The sequence below is a fragment of the Rothia nasimurium genome, assembly GCF_928381705.1.
Taxonomy (GTDB): Bacteria; Actinomycetota; Actinomycetes; order Actinomycetales; family Micrococcaceae; genus Rothia; species Rothia nasimurium_G.
The window spans coordinates 182,001-206,453 of record NZ_CAKMSR010000001.1 but is presented as its reverse complement, the minus strand read 5'-3'; the positions used below and the strand labels follow the sequence as shown (position 1 = coordinate 206,453).

Genomic DNA, 24,453 nt, shown 5'->3' with positions numbered 1-24,453 from the left:
AAATCACACCAAAATAAGCGGTTAACGCGAGCGAAACATACGCACCTGATTTAGACTCAGTAGTGGACAACAAATCCGCACCCCCTTTATAAGGAGAACACCATGGCAGAACGTATTGCCACCATCGCAAGCCGTGTTGGCCTGCACGCCCGCCCCGCAGCGATCTTCGCTGAAGCAGCAGGCGACCTCCCCGTTGAAGTCACCATCGCAGCTGAAGGCGAGCCCGCAGACGAGGCAATGGACGCAGCTTCCATCCTCTCCCTGATGTCACTCGGCGCTAAGCACGGCGACAAGGTCGTTCTGCGCGCAGAGGGCGAAGGCGCTGAAGAAGCACTCGACACCCTGGTCAAGATCCTCGAGACCGACCACGACGCCGAATAATACGGTTCAGTCGAGCAATCTCAGCCTAACGGTTTGAATGTGAAGCCCCCGCTTAACGCAAGCGGGGGCTTTGCTGTGCCCGGGTAAGGGGCTACAGGGCAGATACCTAGCTACACCAGACGAAACTCACGGCGCCCACAGGGTGCATAGCCCGCCCAGTCTCGATAGACTGGGAAGCTGAAACCTTTCCCGCGCCCACTCGCGCACCGAAAAGAAAAAGAGGGACCTTGCGACAGTTCACAGCCCGCTTCGCTACCGACGCCGAAATCGCTTCCTGGGATGAGCACGTCATCGCCAGCCCCGGTGGTGGCAATCTGCTGCAGTCAGCGTCCTTCGCTTCCGTCAAAGCCAAGCACGGCTGGAAGCCCCTCTACCTGGTCTACGAAGGCACCACCGTCCTCAACGGTGAAGAGGCCCCTTTTGCCAGCTACAACCTGGTACTCGAAAAGTCCGTACCTGCCCTGGGCAAAATCTGGTACATGATCAAGGGCCCCGGCGTGAACTCTGTTGAAGAGATCCCCGCGATTCTCGATGCCAACAAGGACTTCATCAAGCGTGAGAAGCTGGGTGTCTTCGCGGTCAAGATTGAGCCCGATATCATCGCGGACGACTCCATCAACGCCTTTATGGCTAAGACCGGTCTGGTCAAGAGCTGGAACATCCAGCCCAACGACTCCACCGCAATTCTCGATACCGACAAGAGCGAAGAAGACGTCCTCAAGTCTCTCTCCTCCCGCGGACGCAACGCCGTGCGCCGCTCCCTGCGCGAGGGCTGCGAAGTTGAGCGCGTGCCGCTGACCGAAGAGAACATGAAGAAGATGTACGCCCTCATGGATACCGTGGGTCAGGGCAACGCCAACGTGCACCTGCGCTCCTACGACTACTACCGCGACTTTTGGACCACCTTTGAAAAGGCTGGCCAGGGCCGCCTCTACTTCACCTACGAGGACGGCGATCCCTCCGTGGGTGCCTACGTGATCCGCTACGGCGAGAAGGGCACCTACAAGGACGGCGGCTCCAAGCCCCGCCGTAAGCAGTACGGCGACTCCCACCAGGTGCAGTGGACTGCCCTGACCGACCTGATGAAGGAATTCGACATCAAGAGCTACGACTTCTGTGGCACCCCGCCCAAGAGCGAGCTCAAGAACAAGGACCACCACCACTACGGCCTGGGTCTCTTCAAGACCTCCTTCACCAAGGACGTCATCGACTACGTTGGCGTCTGGGACCAGGTGCTCTCACCTGTCAAGTACAAGGCCTGGAATCAGGCCGTTGAGAAGGTCATGCGCCAGCTCTGGGTCCGTAAGACCGGCCAGCCCTTCTACTAAACCGACCCCGGTTCATACTGGGCGCAGCGGGTGCTGTGCCTGAACAACTTTCACCGTAAGAGGCGGAAGGAGTAATCCCTTTGACCCCCAGCAAGACTCCCTTGCAGCAAAAGGCTTACCCTTCCGCCTCTGCGTTTGATATGGCCCCTAGCGAGGAGGGCACCGGGGCCGGGGCCTTTGGGCAGACGGCTCTGCTGCCGCGGGCGGTACCGGGCGACAGCCCGGCGGTTGGGCAGGGGAGTGCCGGGCAGCCGCTACAGGGTACGGACGCCGGTGGGCAGGGCGCCCCCGCCCCCTCGTCCGCACAGGCCTGGGGGCCCCTGCCGGTTGTGTCGCTTGATGAGGTGCGCGACCCCCAGCTGCGTAACCGCCTGGCCCACCTGGGGCAGGGGGAGCCTGCCAGCGCTTTTGATACTCCTGCTGAAACCGTAGACCCTACTGCTACCGGGGTAGCTGAATCGCGGGCGTCCGCTTTTGATTTAGCGGCCCCCACCAGCTACAAGGTGCCCTCTGCCTTCGGCCCGGCCACCGATCTGAGTCTTGGTCGAGCCGATAGCGACAACGACCCTAGCCCGGCGACAGCGGGCACCCTCACCGTAAACGAAGCTACCGGCCTGCAACAGGCCTCCTACCCTTCAGCGGCTGGGCCCCACACCGTTGCCCTGCCCGCATCGCCCCGTCGTCCTGCTGCTAAACGCCCCTCGCGGGTGCGCTCCTCCCTAAAATCTTTTGTGAGCACCGACCAGTCGCTCACCAAACCCATGCGCGGCATTGCCCGTCTGGCCCAGCGTCCTTTCAATATCGCCGCCGCCCACCGCGCCGAATACGTGCGTGAGAAAGAAGAAGCCCGCGAGGTCCTCAACTTCTCCCTGCGTCTGGCTGAGACCATGTTCCACTACGGGGCAGATACCGTCGATGTGGACTCGGCGATTGTGGCCGTGTGTGCAGCCTACGGGCTGGACGATGTTGAAATTGATATCACCAACCAGTCGGTGATTATCAACTACGTCTCCGATATTGACGAGGTCGATGACCGCACCCGGGCTATTAACCTGAGCGAGCCCGAAAACTCAGCACCCGGTAAAGAACGCTTTAGCCACACGGTTATGCGCGTGGTGCGCTCCTGGTCAGAGAACTACGCTGCCCTGGACGACATCTACAAGCTCATTAACGACATCACCGCTGGCGGCCTACCCCGCCACCGGGCCGAACGTCGCCTACACAAAATCAATACCGCTAAAAAGCCCTACTCACCCATGGTCATTATGCTGGCCAACATCGTGGCGGCTTTCTCCCTGGTCCTGGCCCTGGGTGGGTCTCTGGCGGCGGGAGCTGTGGGCGGTATCGTATTCCTGGCGATTCACTTCGTTAACAGCCTGATTTCTAAGCTCAAGATGCCCGGCTTCTTTAACATGGCAGCGGGTGCCGGTGTGGTTACCTTCGCCGCTATTTATATATCGGATGAGGCATCTATCTTCTCTCAAGTGGGCTTTCACGTCTCAGCACCCCACATTGTGGCGGCCGGGCTCATCATGCTCCTGCCCACCGCCCGGCTGGTCTCGACGGTGCAGGACGCCCTCAACGGCTTCCCGCTCACGGCGGCGGGTAAGTTCGTGTCAACGGGCATGTCCTTCCTGGGTATCGTGGTGGGGCTGGCCTCGGCGGTAGCGGTGCTGTCGGTACTCGGCGTGAGTGAACTCGATATCACCGAAACCCGATTTGTGGGGGCGGGGCTGGGCGTCAGCTACACCTTCTTCATGCTGGCCTCTTTAGCCTTTGCGGTGACCACCCACGCCCGCTGGCGAACCCTGCTGTGGATCTTGCTGATTTCAACCTGCGGCTTCTGGGTCTACCAGGGCTACACCCTTATGTTTGGTGCCGGCGCTGGGAGGGCCAATACAGCTTTTGCCGCTCTAGTAATCGGCCTGATGAGCACCTTCCTGGCCTATCGCCTGCATGCCCCGGCCTCTATCTTCTACGTTCCTGCCCTGACCTTCCTGCTCCCCGGTCTCTCGGTCTTCCGCGGCCTCTACCTGTTTACGGTCGAAGCTAACTCCGATGCCGGTGTGCCCGGCATGGTAGCGGCTATCGCCATTATTCTTTCCATGGCCTCTGGAGTGGTGCTGGGGAGCTACCTCATGCAGTACATCATTCAGCGCTATCTGAGCCCCGCCCTTGAGGGCGGCGAGCAGAAAGAAAAGCGTGACCGCTAACGGGGGCTTTCGTTCTTTTGCCCAGCCCCAGCAAGCCTTGACCGTCCCTATTCGCGGCCTTGCCCGTGTGGCCCAGCGCCAGGTGGCGCAGGTGGCCTTAGCCCGCTACCGGCAGCGGATTCGGCAGAAGGAAGAAACCCACGAGATTCTGGCTTTCGCCCTACGTCTGGCCGAGACCATGTTCCATTACGGGGCTGACGCTGCGGACGTAGATACCGCCGTCGTGACCGTATGCGCTATGTACGGTATTCACGATGTAGAGGTTGATATCACCTACCAGTCCATCGTGATTAACTATGTCTCTGAATTTGATGAGGCGGCGGAGCGCGGGCAGCTGCCCGAAGCCGGTGGATTGGGTGTTGAGAAGCTGGGGCTGACCCTGGTGCGGGTGGTGCGGTCAACCTCTGAGAATTACCTAGCCCTGCACCAGCTCTACCGCCTGGTACACGATATTGCCCAGGGGAGTGTGAGCCGGGGCCGGGCCGAGCGCCGTCTGGCTCAGGTCAATGCGCAGAAGAAGCTCTATTCACCGGCTGTTTTGCTGGCATGGAACCTGTTGATGGCAGGGGCTTTTACTCTGGGCGTGGGAGGCTCCTGGCGGGCCGCTGTGACTTCTCTGGCGGTGTTTACCGTGGTGAACTTTGTGCTGGTGTGGGCGGGGCGGTTGAGGCTGCCCAGCTACTTCATGATGGCCCTGGGCGCTGCAACGATTACGGTGCTGGCCCTCTTGGTTTCTGACCCCGAGGGTTGGTTTTATGCCAGGGGCTTTTACGTATCTGCCCCGCATATCGTGGCGGCAGGGCTGATGATGCTGCTCCCCACCTTCCGCCTGGTATCAGCGGTTCAGGACGCCCTACACGGCTTCCCCCTCACTGCGGCCGGTAAGTTTGTCATTACAGGGGCTAATTTCACCGGGATTATCGCGGGAATCGCGGTGGCCGTGACGGTCATGAACTATTTTGATGCCACCAGCCTGGACGTGCAGCAGTCAGTTTTTAGCCCGCCACCCCTGTGGGTTTCTATAGCCGGTATGGCGGTGGGGAGTGCCATGTCGGCAGCTGCTTGGCAAGGCTCTGCCCAGACTATCTGGCTGACCCTGCTGGTATCTTTGCTGGGGCAGGCAGGCTACTACGGGTTGGGTGCCATAACGGGGTTAGAAGGCGGACGCCTGCAGATACTTGCCGGGGCAACCCTGGTGGGCTTAAGTTCGGCCTTCTTGGGTTATCTTTTGCATAGCCCGGCCTCTATTTACTATGTGCCGGGCATGATGTTTATGCTGCCGGGTCTTACTATTTTCCGCTCCTCCTACCTGGTTTTGGGAGGGGAGGACGTCTTTGCCGGGGGCCAGGGCCTCACCGCCGCCGGGGTGACGGTTCTGCTGATGGCCACGGGGATTGTGTGCGGCACTTACCTGTGGGATGACATGACAGGGCGTTTACGGTCGAGGAGCTCGCGGAACTTAGTGTGACATAGCTATATGCCCCTATGGCTATGTTTTAGTGGGGGAGTGCCCAGTCCACGGGTTGCGCCCCCTGCTGCACCAGGAGCTCATTAACCCGGCTAAAGGGCCGTGAGCCGAAGAAGCCCCGCGAGGCCGACAGCGGTGACGGATGGGGCGACTCAACACAGGGGTAGTTGCCGAGAAGGGGCCTGCATTTGCGGGCGTCCGCACCCCAGAGCAGCCCCACCAGGGGCGTGCTCCGCTGTGCCAGCGCCTCGATGGCGGCGGTCGTGACCTGCTCCCAGCCCAGATTGCGGTGCGAGCCTGCCTGGCCTGCCCCTACCGAAAGAACCCGGTTCATGAGCATAACCCCCTGAGCGCTCCACGCCGTAAGATCCCCGTGGGGTGGGGGCACCAGCCCGGTGTCGGCTTGGAGTTCCTTATAAATGTTCTGTAGCGACCGGGGAATCGGGCGCACCTCGGGGCGCACCGAAAAACTCAGACCCATCGCGTGACCGGGGGTAGGGTAGGGGTCCTGCCCAATCACCAGCACCTTCACCTCGTTCATGGGGTAGGTGAAAGCGCGGAAAATATCGGCCCCCGGGGGTAGGGTTGCCCGCCCAGCCTCGTGCTCTGCCCGCAGAAAGTTACCCATAGCTCGAATCTGGGGTTCCACCGGGGCGAGGGCTTGGGCCCAGTCAGGGGCCATAATCTCATGCAGGGGGCGGGCAGGCACGGTACTCCTTGGGCGTCGGTGCGGTATTCTCCCTACTAAGACTAGACCACCGAAAGTGAAGAGATGAGTAGCGAGACCACCGAACCCGAAGAGGGCCTCACCGAGAACGAAGCGGCAATTCTCAATCTTGAGAAAAAACGTTTCAAATACCAGGGCAGCAAAGAACAGGCTATTACCCGCACTCTGGGGCTCACCCCGGTGGCCTACTACCAGCAGCTCAACGCCCTCATCGACAATCCCAGAGCAATTGCCGCCGAACCTGCTCTTACCCGCCGCCTACGCCTCAAGCGCGATGCCCTAACCTAAGCCTCTTAGTCGGTAGGGAGCGTGAGCCCGCTTCACCGGTACCTAGCGTGTACCCTAGTAACTAAAAGCCCGCCCCGCGCACGATCATGAGGACGCCCGTGAACAGCTACCCCCGCGATGAGTTCGACGATATCGACGAAAACACCTCCCGCCGAGGTGCCTATCGCGGTGCCCCTGTTGATAACGCCACCTCCCGCGCAGGTCTACTGGCAATTATTATCAGCGGCGTGCTGGCCCTTATTGTGGGTGGCACCATGTACGTGATTTCTCCGCGTACCGCTGCCCCCGAGGCGTCCGGATCCAGTAGCGCCACCGCTACCGCTTCGGCAAGCCCGAGCGCTGAAGCTACGCCCACCACTAACCCCTCCAGCGTGACCGTTGAGGTCTACAACTCCAGCGCCCCGGCCGGTGCTGCCGCCCAGGCCACCGCAGCCCTCGAAGCGATCGGCTACACCGTTACCTCTACCGCTAACTGGGCGGGAGCCTACACCGCTGAATCCATGGTCTACTTCGCCACCGGGGCCTCCTCAGAAGCTAACGAAATAGCTGACACCCTGGGCCTGCCCACCATCGCCCAGGACTACCAGGCTGAGACCGGCCTTGTCTACGTGGTTCTGGGAGCCGACTTCGACCCCACCAGCCTAGCCGGGACGTCCTCATCAGCTACGGACTCTGCCACCAGCGGTACCGGGGTAGCCGATTCTCCCTCTACCTCACCCACACCTACCTCGATAGAGCGCTACAGCTACGACCCGGCCACCGCTACCTTCTACCTAGACCCCACCGGTAACTACATCTACGACTCGGCAACCGGCACCTACCAGCTAGGCTAGGGCCGCTAGCTCACGCTCAGCGGACGTCCGCCCACCGCTGACCTGCCCGGCACCTCTTGTGCGCTGTGGGCGATTAAGGGTCGGCTGTGGGAGCAATAGGTTTGCGCCCCTAGGGCTCAAGTGCCAAGATTGGTATTAGCACTCAGAGGCTTCGACTGCTAAATCATGTGCTAGGTTTAGCTGCCGAACCGCTCTTGAGTAAGACACCTGAAGCGATGCTCTGGTGAGGCGCACCCACCTGCCCCATGGCAGTACAAGCCGGGCTGCGCCGTCCGTCGCGGGCACCGAAGAATCGCGCTCACCCCGAATGTTCCAGAAGGAGCGAAAGCCATATGGCAAAGCTGATTGCTTTTGATGAAGAGGCACGCCGCGGTCTTGAAAAGGGTCTGAACACCCTGGCAGACGCAGTGAAGGTAACCCTCGGCCCCCGCGGTCGCAACGTTGTACTGGAGAAGGCCTGGGGCGCACCCACCATCACCAACGACGGTGTTTCCATCGCCAAGGAAATCGAACTCGAAGACCCCTACGAAAAGATCGGCGCAGAGCTGGTCAAGGAAGTCGCCAAGAAGACCGACGACATCGCCGGTGACGGTACCACCACTGCAACCGTCCTGGCTCAGGCTCTCGTCCGCGAAGGCCTGCGCAACGTCGCCGCTGGCGCCGACCCCCTCTCCCTCAAGCGCGGCATCGAAAAGGCTGTAGAAGCCGTCACCGCTGAACTGCTGGAGTCAGCGAAGGAAGTTGAAACCGAAGAAGAGATCGCTGCAACCGCATCTATCTCAGCCGGCGACCCCGAAATCGGTAAGCTGATTGCCCAGGCCATGGAAAAGGTCGGCAAGGAAGGCGTCATCACCGTCGAAGAGTCCAACACCTTCGGCCTGACCCTGGAACTGACCGAGGGTATGCGCTTCGACAAGGGCTTCCTCTCCGGCTACTTCGTCACCGACGCAGACCGCCAGGAAGCTGTTCTTGAAGACCCCTACATCCTGATCGTTAGCTCCAAGATTTCTAACGTCAAGGACCTCGTCCCCGTCCTCGAAAAGGTCATGCAGTCCGGCAAGCCCCTGCTGATCGTCGCTGAGGACGTCGAGGGCGAAGCCCTGGCTCTGCTGGTACTCAACAAGATGCGTGGTTCCATCAAGTCTGTAGCTGTTAAGGCTCCCGGCTTCGGCGACCGCCGAAAGGCCCAGCTGGCTGACATCGCTATTCTCACCGGCGGCCAGGTCATCACCGAAGAGGTCGGCCTCTCCCTCGACACCGCAACCATCGACCTGCTGGGCCAGGCCCGCAAGGTTGTTGTTACCAAGGACGAGACCACCATCATTGAGGGCGCCGGCGATGCCGACGCTATCGAGGGTCGCGTAGCCCAGATCCGTGGCGAAATCGCTAACTCCGACTCCGACTACGACCGCGAGAAGCTGCAGGAGCGCCTGGCCAAGCTGGCTGGCGGCGTTGCAGTTCTCAAGGCCGGTGCCGCCACCGAGGTCGAACTCAAGGAACGCAAGCACCGCATCGAGGACGCTGTCCGCAACGCTAAGGCAGCCGTTGAAGAGGGCATCGTCCCCGGCGGCGGCGTAGCCCTGATTCAGGCCGGCGTTAAGGCCTTCGAGAAGCTGGAACTTTCCGGCGACGAAGCAACCGGCGCCAACATCGTCCGCGTCGCTATCGATGCTCCCCTCAAGCAGATCGCCTTCAACGCAGGCCTGGAGCCCGGCGTCGTTGTCGACAAGGTCCGCAACCTGCCCGCAGGTACCGGCCTGAACGCTGCAACCGGTGAGTACGAAGACCTCATGGCAGCAGGCATCAACGACCCCGTGAAGGTAACCCGCTCTGCCCTGCAGAACGCTGCCTCCATCGCCGGTCTCTTCCTGACCACCGAGGCCGTCGTTGCCGACAAGCCCGAACCCGCAGCAGCAGCTGCCGCCCCCGACATGGGTGGCATGGGCGGCATGATGTAATCACGTCCGCCTGAGAAAACCGGTTCATTCCCGGTTCCTCACGTGCTGTAAGCTCCGCCGCTTCTTGCCCCTGGCAAGGAGCGGCGGAGCTTTTTTATACCCCTCTGAAAATATGACTAAAAATTTTAGATAATAGTATTGCACTTCACATCTATCTATGGGTATGCTTTAAATCACTAAAGAGGTCTTCTCTTACTTTTACTCATCAGTATCAAAGGCGAAACTGAAAGGTGTGAGGCATATGGTTACCATTGTCGATCTTGTTCTCTACGCAATCATCGTGGGGCTCTTGGCAATGTTGCTTGTTGCCTACGCATCCGACGGCTGGACCAAGCTCGAGAAGAAGAGCGCTGAGGCTCTCCATCGCGATCTTGCATTTGGTGCAGGTGGCTAAGAGTTAATAGTGATTGTGTTTTCCTGGAACCGGCGTCTCGGCAACGAGGCGCCGGTTTCTCTATGCCCAAAGCTCCGCCTATACGACCGGTGGCAGGGAGCTGTAAAATAGTGAAGTTATGCGTTGCCACTACTTCGATGCCGGCCTCTGCCGCTCATGCTCTCTACTTGAAACCCCCTACACCAATCAGTTAGCGGGTAAACAGCATGACGCCCAGACCCTGCTCGAACCCTGGGCGAGCCTCAGCTGGCTCCCACCTGTAGCAAGCGCAGACCAAGCCTTCCGCAACAAGGCTAAGCTGGTCGTCGGTGGAACTTCCCAGCAGCCCACCCTCGGTATTCTCAACAGGCAGGGGCAGGGCATTGACCTCACCGACTGCCAGCTTTACCTGCCCGCAATTAGCCGGGCCATACCCGTCCTTGCTGACCTAATCCAGCGGGCTGACCTTACCCCCTACAACGTTCAGAAACGCAAAGGGGAACTGAAAAACATTCTGGTGACCGCTTCCGATAGCGGCGAACTGATGGTCCGCTTCGTTCTGCGTTCCAAAAAACTCATCGTAGCGCTCAAACGAGAACTGCCCCGGCTTCACGAACAGCTACCCCAGCTTGCGGTAGTGAGCGTCAACCTGCTGCGCGAACACGTTGCCCTGGTTGAGGGGAGCGAAGAAATTATTCTGACCGAGCGCACTACCCTGCCCATGCAGGTCAACGATATGACCCTGCACCTGCGCCCCCAGAGCTTCTTCCAGACCAACACCCCCATCGCAGCTGCCCTATACCGTCAGGCCCAGGCCTGGGTTAGCGAAGCAGCACCGGCCAGCCTCTGGGACCTCTACTGTGGGGTAGGAGGCTTCGCCCTGCACGCTGCAGCGGTCATGCCGACGGGGGCTACCGTGACCGGTATTGAAATTAGTAACGAGGCTATTGCCTCTGCCCAGCGCACCGTCGCTGAACGCGGTCTAACGGGTTTACACTTCATTGCCCAGGATGCGCCCGACTACGCCACCAGCAGTGGCCAGGTACCCGAGATGCTGATTGTGAACCCGCCCCGCCGGGGGCTGGGGCCGCAGCTTTCTCACTGGATCGAGGGCAGCGGTATCGACCAGGTGATCTATTCGAGCTGCAACCTGCGCTCTCTCGTCAAAGATCTCAAAAGCATGCCGTCGATGGAGCCCGTGCAGGGGCAGGTAATGGATATGTTCCCGCACAGTAGCCACTACGAGACGATTATGCTGCTTAAGCGCCGCCGCTAACCTACCCTGTTTTTAGGTTCTCATCAGGCCTGTGTACTAGGGTGAAAGAAGCCCAACTCCGCTCCCCGAATAAGTGTGAAAGAAAGTAAAATGCCTCAGTTCCCTGCCTTGCCTTCGCCTTTTATGCTGGCTGAAGGCACTACCGTGGTGCGGGCCGAAGGCGCCCTAACTCCGGTGGCTGAGGCAGATGCCCTGAGCCTGGCCCAGCGCCGGGGCTCTGCGGTGGTGGGACTGATACCTTTTGACCCGGACGCTCCGGCCCAGCTTGCTGTCCCTGACCGCTGGGTGCGAGAAAATATCCCCCTACCCACTGCCGATACGGTGGACCAGCCGGCTCCTGCCCTGGTTGAGGGAATCGACAGCGACGTGTACCGGGCAGCCGTTGCCCACGCCGTTGAGCTGATGAACCGGGGCCAGCTCGATAAAGTCGTCCTGGCCCGCCTGCTACGGGTGCAGTATGAGCAAGAACTGAACCTGCCCCATCTCTTTGATGCCCTGCGTGCCCAGCAGCAGCGGGCTACCGTGTTTAGTGCTCAGCTGCCCAACGGTAACTACCTTATGGGTGCTTCTCCCGAGCTGGTGTTTCAGACGGAGGGGAGCACGTTTCGAACTGTCCCCCTGGCTGGCTCCGCTGCCCGAACTGCTGCCCCGGGGAGCACCGACGATGCCCAAATCGGTGAGGCTCTCATGCGGTCCGCTAAGGACAGAGCCGAACACGCAACGGTGGTCAATGACATCAGCCAGCGGCTAGAGGCCCTTACCGTGCAGATGGATGTGCCCGCCGTACCTTCACTTATTTCTACACCCCAGCTCTGGCACCTCAGTACGCCGGTCACCGGCCAATTGCTGCCCGGTGTCTCGTCGCTGCAGGCAGCCCGAGCCATCCACCCTACCCCGGCTATTTGCGGCACACCTACAGAGGTGGCTCGGGGGCTGATTGAAGAGCTAGAGCCTTTCGACCGGGGCTTCTTCGGCGGTCTGGTGGGGTACATGGACGCCCACGGGCAGGGGAGCTGGTACCTGGTCTTGCGTTGTGCCGAGGTCGCCCCGCAAGAGGCCACCCTTTTCGCGGGTGCTGGAATCGTGAAGGATTCCACCCCGGCCGGTGAGCACGCTGAGACCGCAACCAAGCTGGGGACCTTCGCCCGGGCCCTGGGGCTTGAACTGAATTCCCTGTAGCGTTAGCTAGCCTCTTGGTCTAGCACTCGGCGCACCATCAGAGGGGTAGTAACCGCATGCACGGTTAAGGTGTGCGGGCAATTGCTGGCTACTGCCAAGAGGTAGGTGCCCTCGTGTACCTGCCAGGTAATCCAGTAGGTGCGGGGCTCGGTTTCTCCGGGCAGGTGCACTGACGCCCTAGCCGTTAGCCCTTGGGCTTGCTCTAAGGCAGCAGGTAGGGGAGGCAGGGCCAGCATGACTTTCTTGGGTTCTAGGGCTAGGCCATAGCCGGTGGCTTTGAGCACCGCTTCTTTGGCGCTCCAGAGCAAGTGCCTAGCTAGCGCCGCTTCAGGAGCAGGTAAGGACGCCACCACCCGCTTTTCGTAGTCGGCGAGGGCGATGCGGTCGAAGCTATCGTAATAGCTGCCGCGCACAGTAATGAGATCGAGCCCTATACTGAGCCCTGCCGGTCCGGTTACCCCTGCCGCCAGCCCTAGGGCTCTTGCCATACTGAGGTTGACCCCCTCGATACGGGGCTTACCGTGTGGCTGGCCGCTAGTGCATAAGAGGCAGGCGCGGTCCACGGGTATCTCGGAAGCTGAAGTAGCTTTAACACCTAAATGGCTGGCCGCCATACACCGCATGAGGGTGTGCTGGGCAGCAAAGGCAAGCGCTTCATCCGGGTTCTTGAATTCAGAGGCTCTTACCTGCTCCTCAATACCGACATAAGCCAGCCAACTCACCCCGTGACCCGTGCGGAGGGTCTCTGCGGGCATGCTAAAAAGGGTGAGCTGGGCGCTCGCTGACCCGGCGGAAGCTGAAGGGTGAACCATGATGACCATTCTAGCGGTGACGCCCCAGGTGAGGCGGAGCGTAGAATAAAAGGCGCCTGCAACCTGAAAGTTCGAGGACTATGACCGAAAAAATCATCGCTGCCGCCGATGGCTCTGCCCTGGGTAACCCCGGGCCCGCTGGCTGGGCCTGGTATATCGATAGGGACAACTGGGCTGCCGGTGGCTGGGAGCACGGTACCAATAATATGGGTGAGCTCAAAGCGGTGCTTGACCTCTTTGAATCAACCGCAGACCGGGCAGATGAGCACCTGCACGTTATCTGCGATAGCCAGTACACCATCAACTCCATCACTAAATGGATGCCCGGGTGGAAGAAAAAGGGCTGGAAGAAAAGCGACGGTAAGCCTGTGCTCAACGTCGATTTGATGCAGGCCCTCGACCGGGCTATTCAGGGGCGGAGCTATTCCTTTGAGTGGGTGAAAGGGCATACCGGCCACCCTCTGAACGAGGCCGCTGATGAACGGGCCAACCGGGCAGCCCAAGCCTACCGCGACGGCACTCCGGTAGAGACCGGGCCAGGCTTGGGATCTAAGCGTGGTCTTAGCTCCGCGAACAGTGCAAGTCTTGAGCCGTATAGTAGGGACTTGGAACAGAGTCTGGCGCCACAGGCTTCCGAGAGCGATTTAGACCCCGTAGCCGAGGCCCTGGCTCACGAAGAGCAGATGCTCAAGCCCTCTATCTACGGGTCAGAAAAGCTTGTGGGGGCTCTGATGCACCCTGAGCTTACCTGGGTCGTCCCGACCGGCCAGGTAACAGATCGGGCAACCGTCCTGGCCTACCGGGAGCGGGCCTGCGCGGCAACGGGAACACCTGAGATTCTTTCCTCGGTTGCCCTGGGGCAGGACGCTGCCCTGCTGGTATCGAAGGTACCTACGGCACGAGGAACCCTGCTCCGCTCAAGCACCTGGGTGCTCGCCGGCGGCAGCTGGAAGCTCCGCTACCGCCAGGACACCGCGACGAGAGACTAGCCCACAAACATGGCAGCGTTCGCCATTTCGGTTTCTGAATAGTTCACGCCTGCTCGTGAGAGCGCTTCGTTAATCTGGGCAATCGACTCTTCCACCTGGTGCTGGGTAGCCCGCCAGTGGGCGAGCACGCCCTGGAAATTAGCGGACGCCGAGCCCGTCCACGACCCCTGAAGGTCCTGGAGCGAGGCTGTGAGGGCATTGACCTCTGAAACGATGGTCTCTACCTGGGCGTGGGCCTGGGCTGATTTGCTGGCAATGAGGTCTGCATCGACATTGAACTGGGCCATGGGGCTCTCCTTTGAACAGGGGGATATGAGGGGTACCAGGTGCCGATAGGGTAGGCTGCCTGATACCTTTGAGCCTACGGGGGAGCTAGCTCTGGCCGGAAGAAAAAGAGCACCTGTGGAAAACCCCGCCCCGGCAGTTGAGCTGCCAGGGCGGGGTTTTGCACACCTCTAGAAGAAAAATATGGTGCAGTGATGACGTCTCTATGACGGCTTCTAGCAGCTATCCACAGGGGCTCTGCACCAGCGGCTCTGCACCAGGGGCGCAGCAAGCTGCCGAGGGCAAGAAGGCCCTGACCAAACTTCTAGAGCGTCAGAATAAGGCCTGGTCTAGGCCTGCTCACCCGCTGCAAGCGGAATAGGGCCGGTGTGGTCACTGTACTGGGGAATGCGAATAGTGAAGGTAGCTCCGCCGCCTTCTGTCTCTTCAACCCGCACCGTTCCGTCATGCTGGCCTACAATCGCAGCGACGATTGCTAGCCCCAGGCCGGTTCCACCCGTCTCACGGGTGCGTGAAGTATCAGCCCGGTAGAAGCGCTCAAAGACGCGCTCGGCGTCCTCCCCGTGAATACCCGGGCCATGGTCACGGACCTGGAGCACGGACGTCCACGTGCCATCAACGCCCGGTACCGACCCGACCGCAATTTCAATCGGGGAGCCCGCCGGGGTGTATCGCAGGGCATTGGTCATCAGGTTGGCGATGACCTGGCGCAGTCTTTGCTCATCGCCCCAGACCAGGGATGTGAGGGCTTCTGCACCCTCTAGCCCCACCACCTCGATGGTGCGGTCGGGGGCCGAGGCGAAGGCGTCATTAGCGGCGTCCGTAGCCAGCTTCAGCAGGTCTACCCGGGCGTTCTCGGCAACCCGGCGCTCGTCGAGACGAGCCAGGGTTAAGAGGTCTTCTACTAGCTGGCCCATGCGCTTCGACTCTGATTCGATGCGGTCCATAGCCATTGCCACGGCCTCATCGTTGGGCAGGCCGCCCATACGGTAGAGCTCAGAATAACCCCGAATCGATACTAGCGGGGTGCGAAGCTCGTGCGAAGCATCGCCCACGAAACGCCTCATCTTCACCTCTGACCGCTTTTGGGCGTCAAAGGCCTCTTCAATGTGCGAGAGCATGGTGTTCAAAGAGGTGGTGAGGTGGCCAATCTCGTTGTAGGGGCTGTAGTTCTCAATACGCTGGGAGAGGTCGCCTGCGGCAATCTGGGCTGCGGTCTGCTCCACGCGGGCGAGAGGCTCAAAGGCCCTGGTTACAATTACCCAGGTCAGCGCGATGGAGGCAAGAAGGGTAGCTACACCAAAGAGCATGGTGAGGCCGCCCACGATAGCTACTGTCTGGTTGATCTGGGTCAGGGGGGCGGCGATGACCAGGGTCTGGTTGGTGTCCTCAACCGGGAAGGCGATTAGTCGCCATTCGGTGTGGCCGCTGGCTGCCCGTACCGTCAGCGCAGCCTTGTTGTAGCGCTTGACGTTATCAGCGGTCAGGCCAGAAATGACGGGGGAGGACGACTCGTCGGCCAGCGTTGCCACCGGCCTCACGATATTTCCGTCGCTATCTAGCAAATATGCTTCATAGGGAATGAAAGTCCCCTGGGTCTGTGAGAGCTGCTGGTCGGCGTAGACCGCGGTCACCAGGTAGCTGTAGCTGGCAGTAATCTCGTCATCGAGTTGGTCCATCATCTTGGCTCGAATCGCTGAAATCGCGACCAGAGACATCACAGAGATAGCCAGGGCCAGCAGCATAGATGTTAAAAGCACGAGCTGGGTTCGCAAGGAGAGCGAACCCAGCCGGTGCACAGAGAGACGAGAGCGCAAACTCGTAACCCCTTAGTTTTTGTTAGCGGTACGAAGCAGGTAGCCGACGCCGCGCTTGGTATGAATCAGCGGGGGTAGGTTCTGGTCGTTATCAATCTTGCGGCGCAGGTAGGAGATGTAGGACTCCACAATAGAGGCATCGCCGTTGAAGTCGTATTCCCATACGTGATCCAGGATCTGAGCCTTGGAGAGTACACGGTTGGGGTTGAGCATCAGGTAGCGCAGCAGCTTGAACTCGGTGGGAGAAAGATCGATTTCGCGATCGCCGCGGAAGACCTCGTGGGCATCGTCGTCCAGCACCAAATCGTCCACGCGCAGGCGGGAATCTTCTTCGATGTGGGGCTGGGTACGGCGCAGGACGGCGCGGATGCGGGCCACAACCTCGTCTAGGCTGAAGGGCTTGGTGACGTAGTCGTCGCCGCCTACGGTGAGGCCGGTGACCTTGTCTTCGGTGTCGTCCTTAGCGGTGAGGAAGAGGACGGGGAAGAGGCGGCCGGAGCTGCGCAGCTTACGGGTGACGGTGAAGCCGTCCATATCGGGCAGCATGACATCGAGTACGGCCAAATCGGGTGACTCGGTTTCAGCCTTCTCAAGAGCCTCACGGCCGTTGGCTGCGGTGACAACCTCAAAGCCCGCAAAACGCAGGGAGGTTGCGAGGAGCTCTAGAATGTTGGGTTCGTCGTCGACGACCAGCAGTTTTGCTTCAGGTTCTTTGGTATTCACGCTTTTAATTGTGCGCTTATTACCTGTGCACTAGCTGTGTGCAGCTGTATGTTCTGCTGAGTTTGCTTTAGTCATGCTGGGAAAAGGCAGTAAATACGCCGTCAGCTAAAGGCCGGTTTTTAGCTAGCCCGGCGACGGAGCAGGGTAAGGAAGAGGGCACCTAAGAGGGCTAGAAAAGCCAGGGGTAGGGTGAGTAGGGGAGCTAGGCTCAAAAAATTGGGTGCCTGCCCGGTAGTCCACTTGAGCAGGAGCATGGTGACGCCGCAGACGGTTCCCATCAGCATGAGGACGCCTGCGGCAAGTCCCAGCGCTCGGATAGCTCCGCCGTAGGGCAGCTCTGGAATTTCGGTTCGTTCAGAAGACATACCTCTACGCTATCAAGGCCAGCTATACCTACCTAAAGAAGCAGCGGTATTACGCCGCGAGGAAGAGCGGTGACCACACCTCCCACCGGCCTGCTTTAATAGGAGTATGACTGAAGAGGTAAAAGACGAGCTAACGGCCCCCGGCGCTTCGAGCGCAGAAAGCTACGAGCAGCCCGGCCTTGAGACTGCCGAGCAGGCCCCGGCGTCCGCCCCCGAACCTACCCTGGGCGAGCCCACTCGCCGCCGCCGTACCAGCAAGGTCGACGCCGTCCTTGCCGCTGCCAAAGATGTTGCCCTCGCGGGCCTAGCCGATATCGCACCCGAAAACTCCATCGGCCCCGTCCACCACCTGCGCGGTGAAGAAGAGCGCCTGACCACCCACCTCTTTGAATGCACCCTACCGGGCTACCGAGGCTGGTTCTGGTTTGCCACCCTCTCACGCGCTCCCCGCTCGAAGGTCGCAACCGTTTGCGAAATTGGCCTCCTGCCCGGCGATGACGCCCTGCTTGCCCCGGCCTGGGTACCCTGGGCCGACCGCCTACTCCCCGAAGACCAGGAAGAGCAAGACTACGACCACGAGGACGTAGATTATAGTGACGTGTCCTCAGAGAAGGAGGACAGCACTGAAGCTGCCGAAGAAAACTCCGCTGAAGATACCCAGGACGGTGCCAGCGCTGAATGACCTCCACTCAGAGACGAGAACCCCAGCCCATGAACGGAAGGAATAAAACCTTCCGCTCACTGTGGATTTTTAACTACCGTCTCTGGTTTATTGGTGCCCTTGTCTCTAACATCGGCACCTGGATGCAGCGCACTGCCCAGGACTGGTTGGTCTTCAACGACCTTTCAAGCCATGACTCTACCCAGATGGGTATCGTCATCGCTTTGCAGTTCGCCCCGCCCCTCTTCCTAGCCCCCTATGCCGGGGCACTTGCCGATAGGGGCGATCGGCGAAAAATTCTCCTGTGGACCCAAAGCATCATGGGCCTGCTGGCCCTCGGGCTGGGCCTCCTGGTGCTATCGGGCCATGTTGCTATCTGGCACGTCTACCTCTTCGCGCTAGCCCTGGGCATCGTCTCAGCTCTGGACTCCCCGGTACGGTCAACCTTCGTCTCAGAACTTGTCTCAGACGCAGACCTGCCTAATGCCGTAGCGCTCAACTCCATGTCCTTCAACGCCGCCCGCATGATCGGGCCGGCGGTTGCCGGGCTACTGGTTGTTGCGGTGGGCACCGGGCCGGTCTTCCTGCTGAACACGGTGACCTTTATAGCTATGATTCTGGCAATCATCGCTATCCGTGAGAATGAATTACGGCAGTTGCCACGGTCGTCCGCCGCTCACAACCGGGTGCGCGACGGCCTTACCTACCTCAAACATCGCCCCGACATCATCGTGGTGATGGTGGCAGCCTTCCTCATTGGTACTTTCGGCCTGAATACAGCCCTCAATATTGCTGCTATGGCCACCACCGAATTCGGGCAGGGCGCGGGTGAATTCGGGCTGCTGAACTCCGTTGTTGCCATCGGCTCGGTGACAGGCACCCTGCTAGCTGCCCGGCGGGATACCCCACGCATGCGGTTCATGTTTGCCTCCTGCCTGGGATTCGGCGTGGCAACCCTACTGGCGGCACTCGCCCCCAACCTCTGGCTGTTTGCCCTGGCCCTGATTCCGCTCGGGCTCATGGCACTGACCATCATCACCTCAGCAAACGCCTACGTGCAGGTAACAACCGAGCCTGCCATGCGAGGGCGGGTTATGAGCGTGTACATGGCTGTATTCATCGGCGGTACCCCTATCGGCTCACCCCTGGTCGGGCTGGTCAACGACGTCTTCGGCGCTCGCTGGGGCCTGGGTGTTGCCTCTGCCTCCGGTTTTCTGGCGGCCCTGATTGGGCTGATCTGGATCATGAAATATAAGCACCTGCACTTGCACTACGACAGGCAGGCCCGCACCCGCCTGGTGCTGCGTCCGCGCCCTGAAACCGCTGAGAGCCCTGACCGGGAGCCGCCCCCGGTCACAGCAGCAATCGACCTGCAAGAACCCCGCTAAAGATTAAGAAAAGAAGGACGCCGCCTCCCGCTTCCTGCCACACGGCAGGTGAGCGGGGAGCGGCGTCCTTATCTTTGCCTAGCTAAAAACTACTTGAGCTTTTCGACCACGTAGTCGATGCAGGCAAGCAGAGCCGAGACATCCTCGGGGTCAATAGCGGTGAAGGTGGCAATACGCAGCTGGTTGCGGCCCAGCTTGCGGTAGGGCTCGGTATCGACGATGCCGTTAGCGCGCAGGGCCTTAGCAATAGCAGCGGCATCGATGCTCTCATCGAAATCAACGGTAGCGATGACGTTGGAGCGCTCAGCCGGGTTAGCCACAAAGGGAGAGGCGTACTCGCTAGCCTCGGCCCAGGCGTAGACACGGCCTGCAGAATCAGCGGTACGGGCTGCTGCAAAAGCCAGGCCGCCCTGCTCGTTCATCCACTTAATCTGCTCATTGAGCATAATCATGGTGGCCAGAGCCGGGGTGTTGTAGGTCTGGTTGAGACGGGAGTTGCTAATAGCAGTAACCAGGTTCAGGGAATCGGGGATCCAGCGGTCAGAAGCGGCGATACGCTCAGCGCGCTCAACCGCTGCCGGTGACCAGAGCCCCAGCCACAGGCCGCCGTCGGAGGCAAAGTTCTTCTGGGGTGAGAAGTAGTAGACGTCGGACTCGGCCACGTTAACATCCAGGCCGCCAGCGGCACTGGTAGCGTCAATCAGCACCAGGGCATCATCGGCGATACCGGCAGGGCGGGCTACCGGGGCAAAAACACCGGTTGAGGTTTCGTTGTGGGGCCAAGCATAAACGTCTACGCCCTCTTCAGCACGGGCCTCGGGGCGGGTGCCGGCTTCAGAAGAAATAACGGTGGAGTCAGCCAGGAAAGGGGCCGCCTTGGTGGCTGAAGCAAACTTAGAGCCAAACTCACCGAAGGTCAGGTGCTGAGCCTTGTTCTCAACCAGGCCGAAGGTTGCGGCATCCCAGAACGCGGTGGCGCCGCCGTTGCCCAGGATCACCTCGTAGCCCTCGGGGGCAGAGTAGAAAGCGCACAGGCCCTCGCGAATCTCACCGACCAGGTTCTTGACCGGGGCCTGGCGGTGGGAGGTACCTAGCAGGGTAGTGGCGGCAGCTGATACGGCGGCAACCTGCTCCGGGCGTACCTTAGAGGGGCCAGCACCGAAACGGCCGTCGGCAGGTAGCATCTCGGTGGGAATCACGGGAAAAGTGGTCACTGAATATCTCCTAGACATGAGCAGCACATGTGCCGGGGCGGCTATGCGTTGATGTGAGGGAGGGGGTGCCGCCGGCGTCCTGCTGTTTCTATTGTGCAACCTGCGCGGGCCCCGCGGCCCTCAAGCACCCCGCACCGGCCCAAAATGCGGGGAATAAATTTATATAGTGAGATAGCTTCGGGTGGGGGTGATGGGGGCAGGGCTGGGGGCGGACGGCGCCGCAAACCGAAGATGCGTGGTGCGGGCGCAACAATTTCAGCTCTTGAAGAGAGTAAACGCTTCCTCGACCTGGTAGCGCATACAATTAAGGGCAAAACCACTGCACCTAACAACCCGCGCACCGTGCGGGCTGGCCCAAGGAGATCCGAGAAGGCATGACTGACCTCATTGATACCACCGAAATGTATCTGCGCACCGTGCTGGAGCTTGAGGAAGAGGGCATCACTCCCATGCGCGCCCGTATTGCAGAGCGCCTTGAGCACTCCGGCCCCACCGTTTCTCAGACCGTCGCCCGCATGGAGCGCCACGGTCTGCTCACCGTTGCCAGCGACCGTTCCCTTCAGCTCACCGAAGAGGGGCGCCAGAAGGCAGTGGAGGTGATGCGCAAGCATCGCCTGGCTGAGCGCCTGCTCGCCGACGTCATTGGTCTTGACCTGGAATACATCCACGAAGAGGCCTGCCGCTGGGAACACGTCATGAGTGAACGCGTGGAGCGCCGTCTTCTAGAGCTGCTCAACGAGCCTAAGTTCTCCCCCTACGGCAACGCGATTCCCGGTCTGGAAGAGCTGGGTGCCGAGAGCGAGGAGAACGACGGACGCACCGTCACCATGTCGATTGCGGGCCGCGACTCATCTGAAGATGACCGCTTTACCGTGTCTCGCCTACCCGAGTTTATTCAGACCGACGTGCAGCTGCTGAAGCGCCTGGGTGATGCGGGCATCGTCTATGGTGCAACGGTGTCGATTCTGGGTAATAAGGACGGCTCCGTGCTGGTTCACGCGGACGGCGAGGACGAATCACTCACTCTCAGCGCCGAAGTAGCAGAAGCGATTATCGTTAAAAGATAACAATTTGGTAACAAAATTAGAGCTCTACTAGCCAGTGGGGCTCTTTTTTGTTATCAAATCGTGATGTTTTTGTGGGTGAAGGGTGCCTGCTAGATCTGCCGTAGAGGGCTTGATGGGTGAATTTAAGGCTCTGCAGAGGTCGACTTTGCCCCAACAACCCTTAAGTGGTGGGGTTCTCAGTTAAATTAATGCTGGCAAAACCCTGATAGTGGGAAGTTGTGCTGGGGTTTTTGAGACGCGACAGAACCCCTTTATATCCCCTTGTCAAAACCAACTCTATGTGCCACATAAGCCCCAGCTGGACGCGTCCTGAAAGCCAAAAAATCAATCACCCTGCTTTGCATTCTGGGGGCCTTGCAACAAAATCGTGACCAAAGCGTGACAAACCAGCCCAGGCTGTGTAATGTTCTATTTCGTGCTCATCGCTGGTCGGATCAGCACCCTACGAACAGCACCGCCTAGTTCTGCCACTGTTCACAGGAAAACAAACAAAATAACATCACGGCAGAAGCGGGGGACCCACCTTTCGGGCTCTCCACCGAGAACCCTAGGGGTTAAGCCGCAGACTCTGCGGCCGAGCGAACTTCATGCTCGAACCCGACAGCTCACCTCGTTCGGCAATGGAGGAAAACAAAATGGCTAAGTCAACCATCGTACGTACCGCAGGTATCGTTGCAGCATCAGGCGCCATGCTCGCCGCAACTGTTGCACCCGCAAACGCATTCGCAGTAGCTGAAGTATCAGCACCCGCTCACTCAGCACCTTCACTGGCTTCACACTCTTACAACTACAACACCTGGGGCTACGAAGCTACCTCAACCACCACCGTTGAGACCACCTCAACCGTCGCTCCCCAGGCAACCGCAACCGCTGCAGCTTCCAGCAACGTTGACCTCTCAAACGCTCGTGAAACCGTTCTGGCAGCTGCCTACGACGGCATCGGCGGCTCCTACGTTTGGGGCGGCAAGTCCTACAAGGCTTGGGACTGCTCAGGCTTCGTCTCCTACGTTTACGCACAGGCTGGCATCAACCTGACCGCCTACACCTACACCATGGCAACCGAGCTGACCCCCACCTCAAACCCCCAGCCCGGTGACATCGTCTTCACCAACGGCTACGCACACGTAGGCATCTACGTCGGCAACGGCCAGATGATTTCAGCTCTCAACCCCTCACAGGGCACCCAGCTGACCGCTGTTGACGGTGGCGGCTTCATGCCCGTCGACGGTTACTACACCGCTGGCATCTAAGACTTCTCACACAGTATGGGGCAGTCACTACTGCCCCAGCCGGTGACGTTCACTCAGTAGCTGGTCACTTTCCTACTGAAAAACGAACACAAGAATTCCTACCACACATCACACGGTATGGATCCCCCGCAAACATTACGTTTGCATATGCGCACCAGACGACCAGCTGGGGCGCATTTTTTATACCCTCTTTTCGACTCCGGTAGAAGGCACAGCTAGGATTGGAACTATGTCGCAGAAGTTAAACAGCCCCCAATTCGAAAGCCCAGCCGGTTCATCCGACCAAGAATTCACCTACATGGCCATCGGAATGGTAGCCGGCGCCGTACCCGGCATCGTCCTCGGCCTCATCATCGCCCTCTTCGTCGGGCACGCCGCTATGTGGGTCTCCATCACCGGCGGCATCGGCATCGTCCTCGGCCTCATTACCTCCCGAGTAGCCTACAACAAAAAGAAAACCCGCAACTAGCCTCCAACCGGGCACAAAAAGAGAGGGCATGCCAGCGCTTCGCGCAGTATGGCATCAGCAAAGCTAGCTCTAAAACCGGCTAAATCCGGCCTGGGGGCCGTATTTTTAACGCCGGGCACAAAAAAGAGGGTATGCCAGCGCTTCGCGCAGTATGGCATACCCTCTCTTTTTGTGCCCCCGAGACGATTCGAACGTCCGACACCCGCTTTAGGAGAGCGGTGCTCTATCCCCTGAGCTACGAGGGCGCAACTCCACCAGTTTACACGAAAACCTGTACGCCACCCGAAAAATGCAAACGCCTGTGGATAAGTCGACGGCATATGCACTTTTCCTGCGGCGTTAAGACGCGCTAACCGGCCCCTGCGTCCACAGGGCTAGCGTCAACGCCCCTGATTCAGTCACCCTGTACACCATGAGCCAGCACCTATATAACTCAGTACTTCTTACCGGTGACCTACGACTACAGGGACTGACCAGTCGCAAAATTAGTGACGCAGTGCGGTCCAAAGAGCTTGTCCGTCTCAGACAGGGAGCCTACATCAAAACCCAGACTCTCGCCCAGGCAACCCCTACCGAGCGTGCCCTGATACACCACATAGCGGTGAGCAAAACCCGCTCACACGCCGTCCTTACACGCACGTCCGCTGCTCTTGCCTGGGGAGCGCCCCTCCTTGAACTCCCCTCTCATATCTACCTCGCGAGTTCCTGGCGCGATCGCGGCAAACAGCAGGGCATTCGCCGCTGCGTCACTCCTGCTGAAGCAATAAATAGGGCACAGGAACACCAGGGCCTTACGGTTCTCTCACCTATAGACACCGTCCTGAGCTGTATCGGTCACCAGCGGGCGCTCACCACGGTGACGGTTGCACACTATTTTCTCCACCAGAACCTTTGCAACCAGTACCTGCTGCACGATGCGCTACTAGCCGTCTCCGACCGCGGCGCGAAGCAAGCTCGTATCCTGGCACGGAGCCTGACGACCGAGCTTGAATCACCGCTAGAATCTCAGGCGTATTTTCTGATGGTGCTTGAAAATCTTGAGCTGCCCGCTGTGCAGCGGTGGGTGGTTACGAGCAGTGGCCGCCGCTATCGTCCTGATTTTATGTGGCGGCGCCTCAGGCTTATCCTCGAGGTCGACGGCCGTATCAAGTACACCGGGGCTTATCGGTCTTTTGACGAACAGCGGCAACAAGATCTCTTCCGGCAGCGCGAGTTAGAGAACGAGGGCTGGAAGGTTTTGCGAATCACCTATGAAGACCTCACCCACCGCCCGCAGCACGTGGTTTGTCTGTTGCTACGGCACGGGGTGCGGCGACTAGATGCCGCTTAAAAAGTGCAAGTGCCTGTCACTTTTGCACAGGCACTTGCACTTTTCGGGGCGGACGCGGG

General features: G+C 59.7%; 24 protein-coding genes, 1 tRNA gene and 1 riboswitch. Of the genes, 17 read left to right on the top strand and 8 right to left on the bottom strand.

Going from position 1 to position 24,453, the window contains the following annotated elements; all coding sequences use genetic code 11:
- The first annotated feature begins 102 nt into the window (after window positions 1-102).
- The 4 genes from L6762_RS00965 to L6762_RS00950 all read left to right on the top strand — a co-directional run bounded on the left by L6762_RS00965 (window position 103) and on the right by L6762_RS00950 (window position 5,390).
- Window positions 103-381, top strand: a complete 279-nt coding sequence (locus L6762_RS00965; protein WP_135013272.1) for an HPr family phosphocarrier protein — start codon at window positions 103-105, stop codon at window positions 379-381.
- Window positions 382-608: 227 nt separating this feature from the next.
- A complete protein-coding gene (locus L6762_RS00960) occupies window positions 609-1,709 on the top strand; it encodes a lipid II:glycine glycyltransferase FemX (RefSeq protein WP_237185139.1) in 1,101 nt (366 codons plus the stop codon).
- A 140-nt stretch (window positions 1,710-1,849) separates the two neighbouring features.
- Entirely contained in the window at window positions 1,850-3,922 is a 2,073-nt protein-coding gene (locus L6762_RS00955) for a threonine/serine ThrE exporter family protein (RefSeq protein ID WP_237185138.1), read from the top strand.
- Window positions 3,912-5,390, top strand: coding sequence for a threonine/serine ThrE exporter family protein (locus tag L6762_RS00950; protein ID WP_237185137.1), 1,479 nt, complete (start codon window positions 3,912-3,914; stop codon window positions 5,388-5,390). Before L6762_RS00955 ends, L6762_RS00950 begins: the two co-directional genes overlap by 11 nt.
- A 28-nt stretch (window positions 5,391-5,418) precedes the next feature.
- Here the strand turns inward: L6762_RS00950 and L6762_RS00945 are convergent, their stop codons facing one another.
- Window positions 5,419-6,099, bottom strand: a complete 681-nt coding sequence (locus L6762_RS00945; RefSeq protein ID WP_272878671.1) for a uracil-DNA glycosylase — start codon at window positions 6,097-6,099, stop codon at window positions 5,419-5,421.
- A gap of 63 nt (window positions 6,100-6,162) precedes the next feature.
- Here L6762_RS00945 and L6762_RS00940 point away from each other — a divergent pair, with 63 nt between their 5' ends.
- The 6 genes from L6762_RS00940 (at window position 6,163) to L6762_RS00915 (ending at window position 12,024) form a co-directional block, all read left to right on the top strand.
- A complete protein-coding gene (locus tag L6762_RS00940; protein ID WP_237185136.1) occupies window positions 6,163-6,405 on the top strand; it encodes a DUF3263 domain-containing protein in 243 nt (80 codons plus the stop codon).
- Between the two features lie 98 nt (window positions 6,406-6,503).
- The gene (locus L6762_RS00935) at window positions 6,504-7,238 is read left to right on the top strand and encodes a LytR C-terminal domain-containing protein (RefSeq protein ID WP_237185135.1); all 735 of its coding nucleotides are present in this window, start codon (window positions 6,504-6,506) and stop codon (window positions 7,236-7,238) included.
- A 332-nt stretch (window positions 7,239-7,570) separates the two neighbouring features.
- Window positions 7,571-9,196, top strand: a complete 1,626-nt coding sequence (gene groL, locus L6762_RS00930) for a chaperonin GroEL (protein ID WP_135013265.1) — start codon at window positions 7,571-7,573, stop codon at window positions 9,194-9,196.
- 232 nt (window positions 9,197-9,428) lie between these two features.
- Window positions 9,429-9,590, top strand: a complete 162-nt coding sequence (locus L6762_RS00925; protein WP_237185134.1) for a hypothetical protein — start codon at window positions 9,429-9,431, stop codon at window positions 9,588-9,590.
- 118 nt (window positions 9,591-9,708) lie between these two features.
- A complete protein-coding gene (rlmC, locus tag L6762_RS00920; protein WP_237185133.1) occupies window positions 9,709-10,845 on the top strand; it encodes a 23S rRNA (uracil(747)-C(5))-methyltransferase RlmC in 1,137 nt (378 codons plus the stop codon).
- A 90-nt stretch (window positions 10,846-10,935) separates the two neighbouring features.
- Window positions 10,936-12,024 (top strand): isochorismate synthase, encoded by a 1,089-nt coding sequence (locus tag L6762_RS00915; protein ID WP_237185132.1) that lies wholly within the window; start codon window positions 10,936-10,938, stop codon window positions 12,022-12,024.
- 2 nt (window positions 12,025-12,026) lie between these two features.
- On the opposite strand, the gene L6762_RS00910 is transcribed toward L6762_RS00915, so the two are convergent.
- Window positions 12,027-12,836, bottom strand: coding sequence for a 4'-phosphopantetheinyl transferase family protein (locus L6762_RS00910; protein WP_237185131.1), 810 nt, complete (start codon window positions 12,834-12,836; stop codon window positions 12,027-12,029).
- A gap of 80 nt (window positions 12,837-12,916) precedes the next feature.
- Between L6762_RS00910 and L6762_RS00905 the strand changes: the two genes are divergently transcribed.
- Window positions 12,917-13,825, top strand: a complete 909-nt coding sequence (locus L6762_RS00905) for a ribonuclease HI family protein (protein WP_237185130.1) — start codon at window positions 12,917-12,919, stop codon at window positions 13,823-13,825.
- Here the strand turns inward: L6762_RS00905 and L6762_RS00900 are convergent.
- The 4 genes from L6762_RS00900 to L6762_RS00885 form a co-directional block, all read right to left on the bottom strand.
- Window positions 13,822-14,112, bottom strand: a complete 291-nt coding sequence (locus tag L6762_RS00900) for a WXG100 family type VII secretion target (RefSeq protein ID WP_237185129.1) — start codon at window positions 14,110-14,112, stop codon at window positions 13,822-13,824. The genes L6762_RS00905 and L6762_RS00900 overlap by 4 nt on opposite strands.
- 327 nt (window positions 14,113-14,439) lie before the next feature.
- Window positions 14,440-15,855 (bottom strand): sensor histidine kinase, encoded by a 1,416-nt coding sequence (locus tag L6762_RS00895; RefSeq protein ID WP_237185277.1) that lies wholly within the window; start codon window positions 15,853-15,855, stop codon window positions 14,440-14,442.
- Window positions 15,856-15,939: 84 nt separating this feature from the next.
- Window positions 15,940-16,650: a response regulator transcription factor gene (locus L6762_RS00890; RefSeq protein ID WP_185174100.1), complete on the bottom strand. Its 711-nt coding sequence runs from the start codon at window positions 16,648-16,650 to the stop codon at window positions 15,940-15,942.
- A 119-nt stretch (window positions 16,651-16,769) separates the two neighbouring features.
- On the bottom strand, window positions 16,770-17,015 hold the full coding sequence (locus tag L6762_RS00885) for a hypothetical protein (protein ID WP_237185128.1): 246 nt from the start codon (window positions 17,013-17,015) through the stop codon (window positions 16,770-16,772).
- 106 nt (window positions 17,016-17,121) lie between these two features.
- Here L6762_RS00885 and L6762_RS00880 point away from each other — a divergent pair, with 106 nt between their 5' ends.
- Both L6762_RS00880 and L6762_RS00875 read left to right on the top strand, forming a co-directional pair.
- Window positions 17,122-17,697, top strand: coding sequence for a DUF3027 domain-containing protein (locus L6762_RS00880; protein ID WP_237185127.1), 576 nt, complete (start codon window positions 17,122-17,124; stop codon window positions 17,695-17,697).
- Between the two features lie 29 nt (window positions 17,698-17,726).
- Complete coding sequence (locus tag L6762_RS00875; protein WP_237185126.1) at window positions 17,727-19,064, top strand: MFS transporter; 1,338 nt, start codon at window positions 17,727-17,729, stop codon at window positions 19,062-19,064.
- Between the two features lie 89 nt (window positions 19,065-19,153).
- On the opposite strand, the gene serC is transcribed toward L6762_RS00875, so the two are convergent.
- On the bottom strand, window positions 19,154-20,296 hold the full coding sequence (gene serC, locus L6762_RS00870) for a phosphoserine transaminase (RefSeq protein ID WP_237185125.1): 1,143 nt from the start codon (window positions 20,294-20,296) through the stop codon (window positions 19,154-19,156).
- Window positions 20,297-20,652: 356 nt separating this feature from the next.
- Here serC and L6762_RS00865 point away from each other — a divergent pair, with 356 nt between their 5' ends.
- The 3 genes from L6762_RS00865 to L6762_RS00855 all read left to right on the top strand — a co-directional run bounded on the left by L6762_RS00865 (window position 20,653) and on the right by L6762_RS00855 (window position 23,064).
- Entirely contained in the window at window positions 20,653-21,345 is a 693-nt protein-coding gene (locus L6762_RS00865; protein WP_237185124.1) for a metal-dependent transcriptional regulator, read from the top strand.
- A 486-nt stretch (window positions 21,346-21,831) separates the two neighbouring features.
- Window positions 21,832-21,976, top strand: a riboswitch (cyclic di-AMP (ydaO/yuaA leader).
- 4 nt (window positions 21,977-21,980) lie between these two features.
- Window positions 21,981-22,595, top strand: coding sequence for a C40 family peptidase (locus L6762_RS00860; RefSeq protein ID WP_185174106.1), 615 nt, complete (start codon window positions 21,981-21,983; stop codon window positions 22,593-22,595).
- A gap of 229 nt (window positions 22,596-22,824) precedes the next feature.
- Window positions 22,825-23,064 carry a hypothetical protein gene (locus tag L6762_RS00855; RefSeq protein WP_237185123.1) on the top strand — a complete coding sequence of 80 codons (240 nt, stop codon included), beginning with the start codon at window positions 22,825-22,827 and terminating at the stop codon, window positions 23,062-23,064.
- A 172-nt stretch (window positions 23,065-23,236) separates the two neighbouring features.
- Here the strand turns inward: L6762_RS00855 and L6762_RS00850 are convergent.
- Window positions 23,237-23,309, bottom strand: a tRNA-Arg gene (locus L6762_RS00850).
- 251 nt (window positions 23,310-23,560) lie between these two features.
- On the opposite strand from L6762_RS00850, the gene L6762_RS00845 reads away from it, so the two are divergent.
- On the top strand, window positions 23,561-24,394 hold the full coding sequence (locus L6762_RS00845) for an endonuclease domain-containing protein (protein WP_237185122.1): 834 nt from the start codon (window positions 23,561-23,563) through the stop codon (window positions 24,392-24,394).
- Window positions 24,395-24,453 lie beyond the last annotated feature (59 nt).

Bases quoted from the DNA above. Each gene is read 5' to 3' on its own strand.
- L6762_RS00965 (WP_135013272.1), top strand. From the start codon at position 103: ATGGCAGAACGTATTGCCACCATCGCAAGCCGTGTTGGCCTGCACGCC.
- L6762_RS00955 (WP_237185138.1), top strand. From the start codon at position 1,850: ATGGCCCCTAGCGAGGAGGGCACCGGGGCCGGGGCCTTTGGGCAGACG.
- L6762_RS00940 (WP_237185136.1), top strand. From the start codon at position 6,163: ATGAGTAGCGAGACCACCGAACCCGAAGAGGGCCTCACCGAGAACGAA.
- groL (WP_135013265.1), top strand. From the start codon at position 7,571: ATGGCAAAGCTGATTGCTTTTGATGAAGAGGCACGCCGCGGTCTTGAA.
- rlmC (WP_237185133.1), top strand. From the start codon at position 9,709: ATGCGTTGCCACTACTTCGATGCCGGCCTCTGCCGCTCATGCTCTCTA.
- L6762_RS00915 (WP_237185132.1), top strand. From the start codon at position 10,936: ATGCCTCAGTTCCCTGCCTTGCCTTCGCCTTTTATGCTGGCTGAAGGC.
- L6762_RS00910 (WP_237185131.1), bottom strand. From the start codon at position 12,836: ATGGTTCACCCTTCAGCTTCCGCCGGGTCAGCGAGCGCCCAGCTCACC.
- L6762_RS00905 (WP_237185130.1), top strand. From the start codon at position 12,917: ATGACCGAAAAAATCATCGCTGCCGCCGATGGCTCTGCCCTGGGTAAC.
- L6762_RS00900 (WP_237185129.1), bottom strand. From the start codon at position 14,112: ATGGCCCAGTTCAATGTCGATGCAGACCTCATTGCCAGCAAATCAGCC.
- L6762_RS00895 (WP_237185277.1), bottom strand. From the start codon at position 15,855: ATGCTGCTGGCCCTGGCTATCTCTGTGATGTCTCTGGTCGCGATTTCA.
- L6762_RS00885 (WP_237185128.1), bottom strand. From the start codon at position 17,015: ATGTCTTCTGAACGAACCGAAATTCCAGAGCTGCCCTACGGCGGAGCT.
- L6762_RS00880 (WP_237185127.1), top strand. From the start codon at position 17,122: ATGACTGAAGAGGTAAAAGACGAGCTAACGGCCCCCGGCGCTTCGAGC.
- L6762_RS00875 (WP_237185126.1), top strand. From the start codon at position 17,727: ATGAACGGAAGGAATAAAACCTTCCGCTCACTGTGGATTTTTAACTAC.
- serC (WP_237185125.1), bottom strand. From the start codon at position 20,296: ATGTCTAGGAGATATTCAGTGACCACTTTTCCCGTGATTCCCACCGAG.
- L6762_RS00865 (WP_237185124.1), top strand. From the start codon at position 20,653: ATGACTGACCTCATTGATACCACCGAAATGTATCTGCGCACCGTGCTG.
- L6762_RS00860 (WP_185174106.1), top strand. From the start codon at position 21,981: ATGGCTAAGTCAACCATCGTACGTACCGCAGGTATCGTTGCAGCATCA.
- L6762_RS00855 (WP_237185123.1), top strand. From the start codon at position 22,825: ATGTCGCAGAAGTTAAACAGCCCCCAATTCGAAAGCCCAGCCGGTTCA.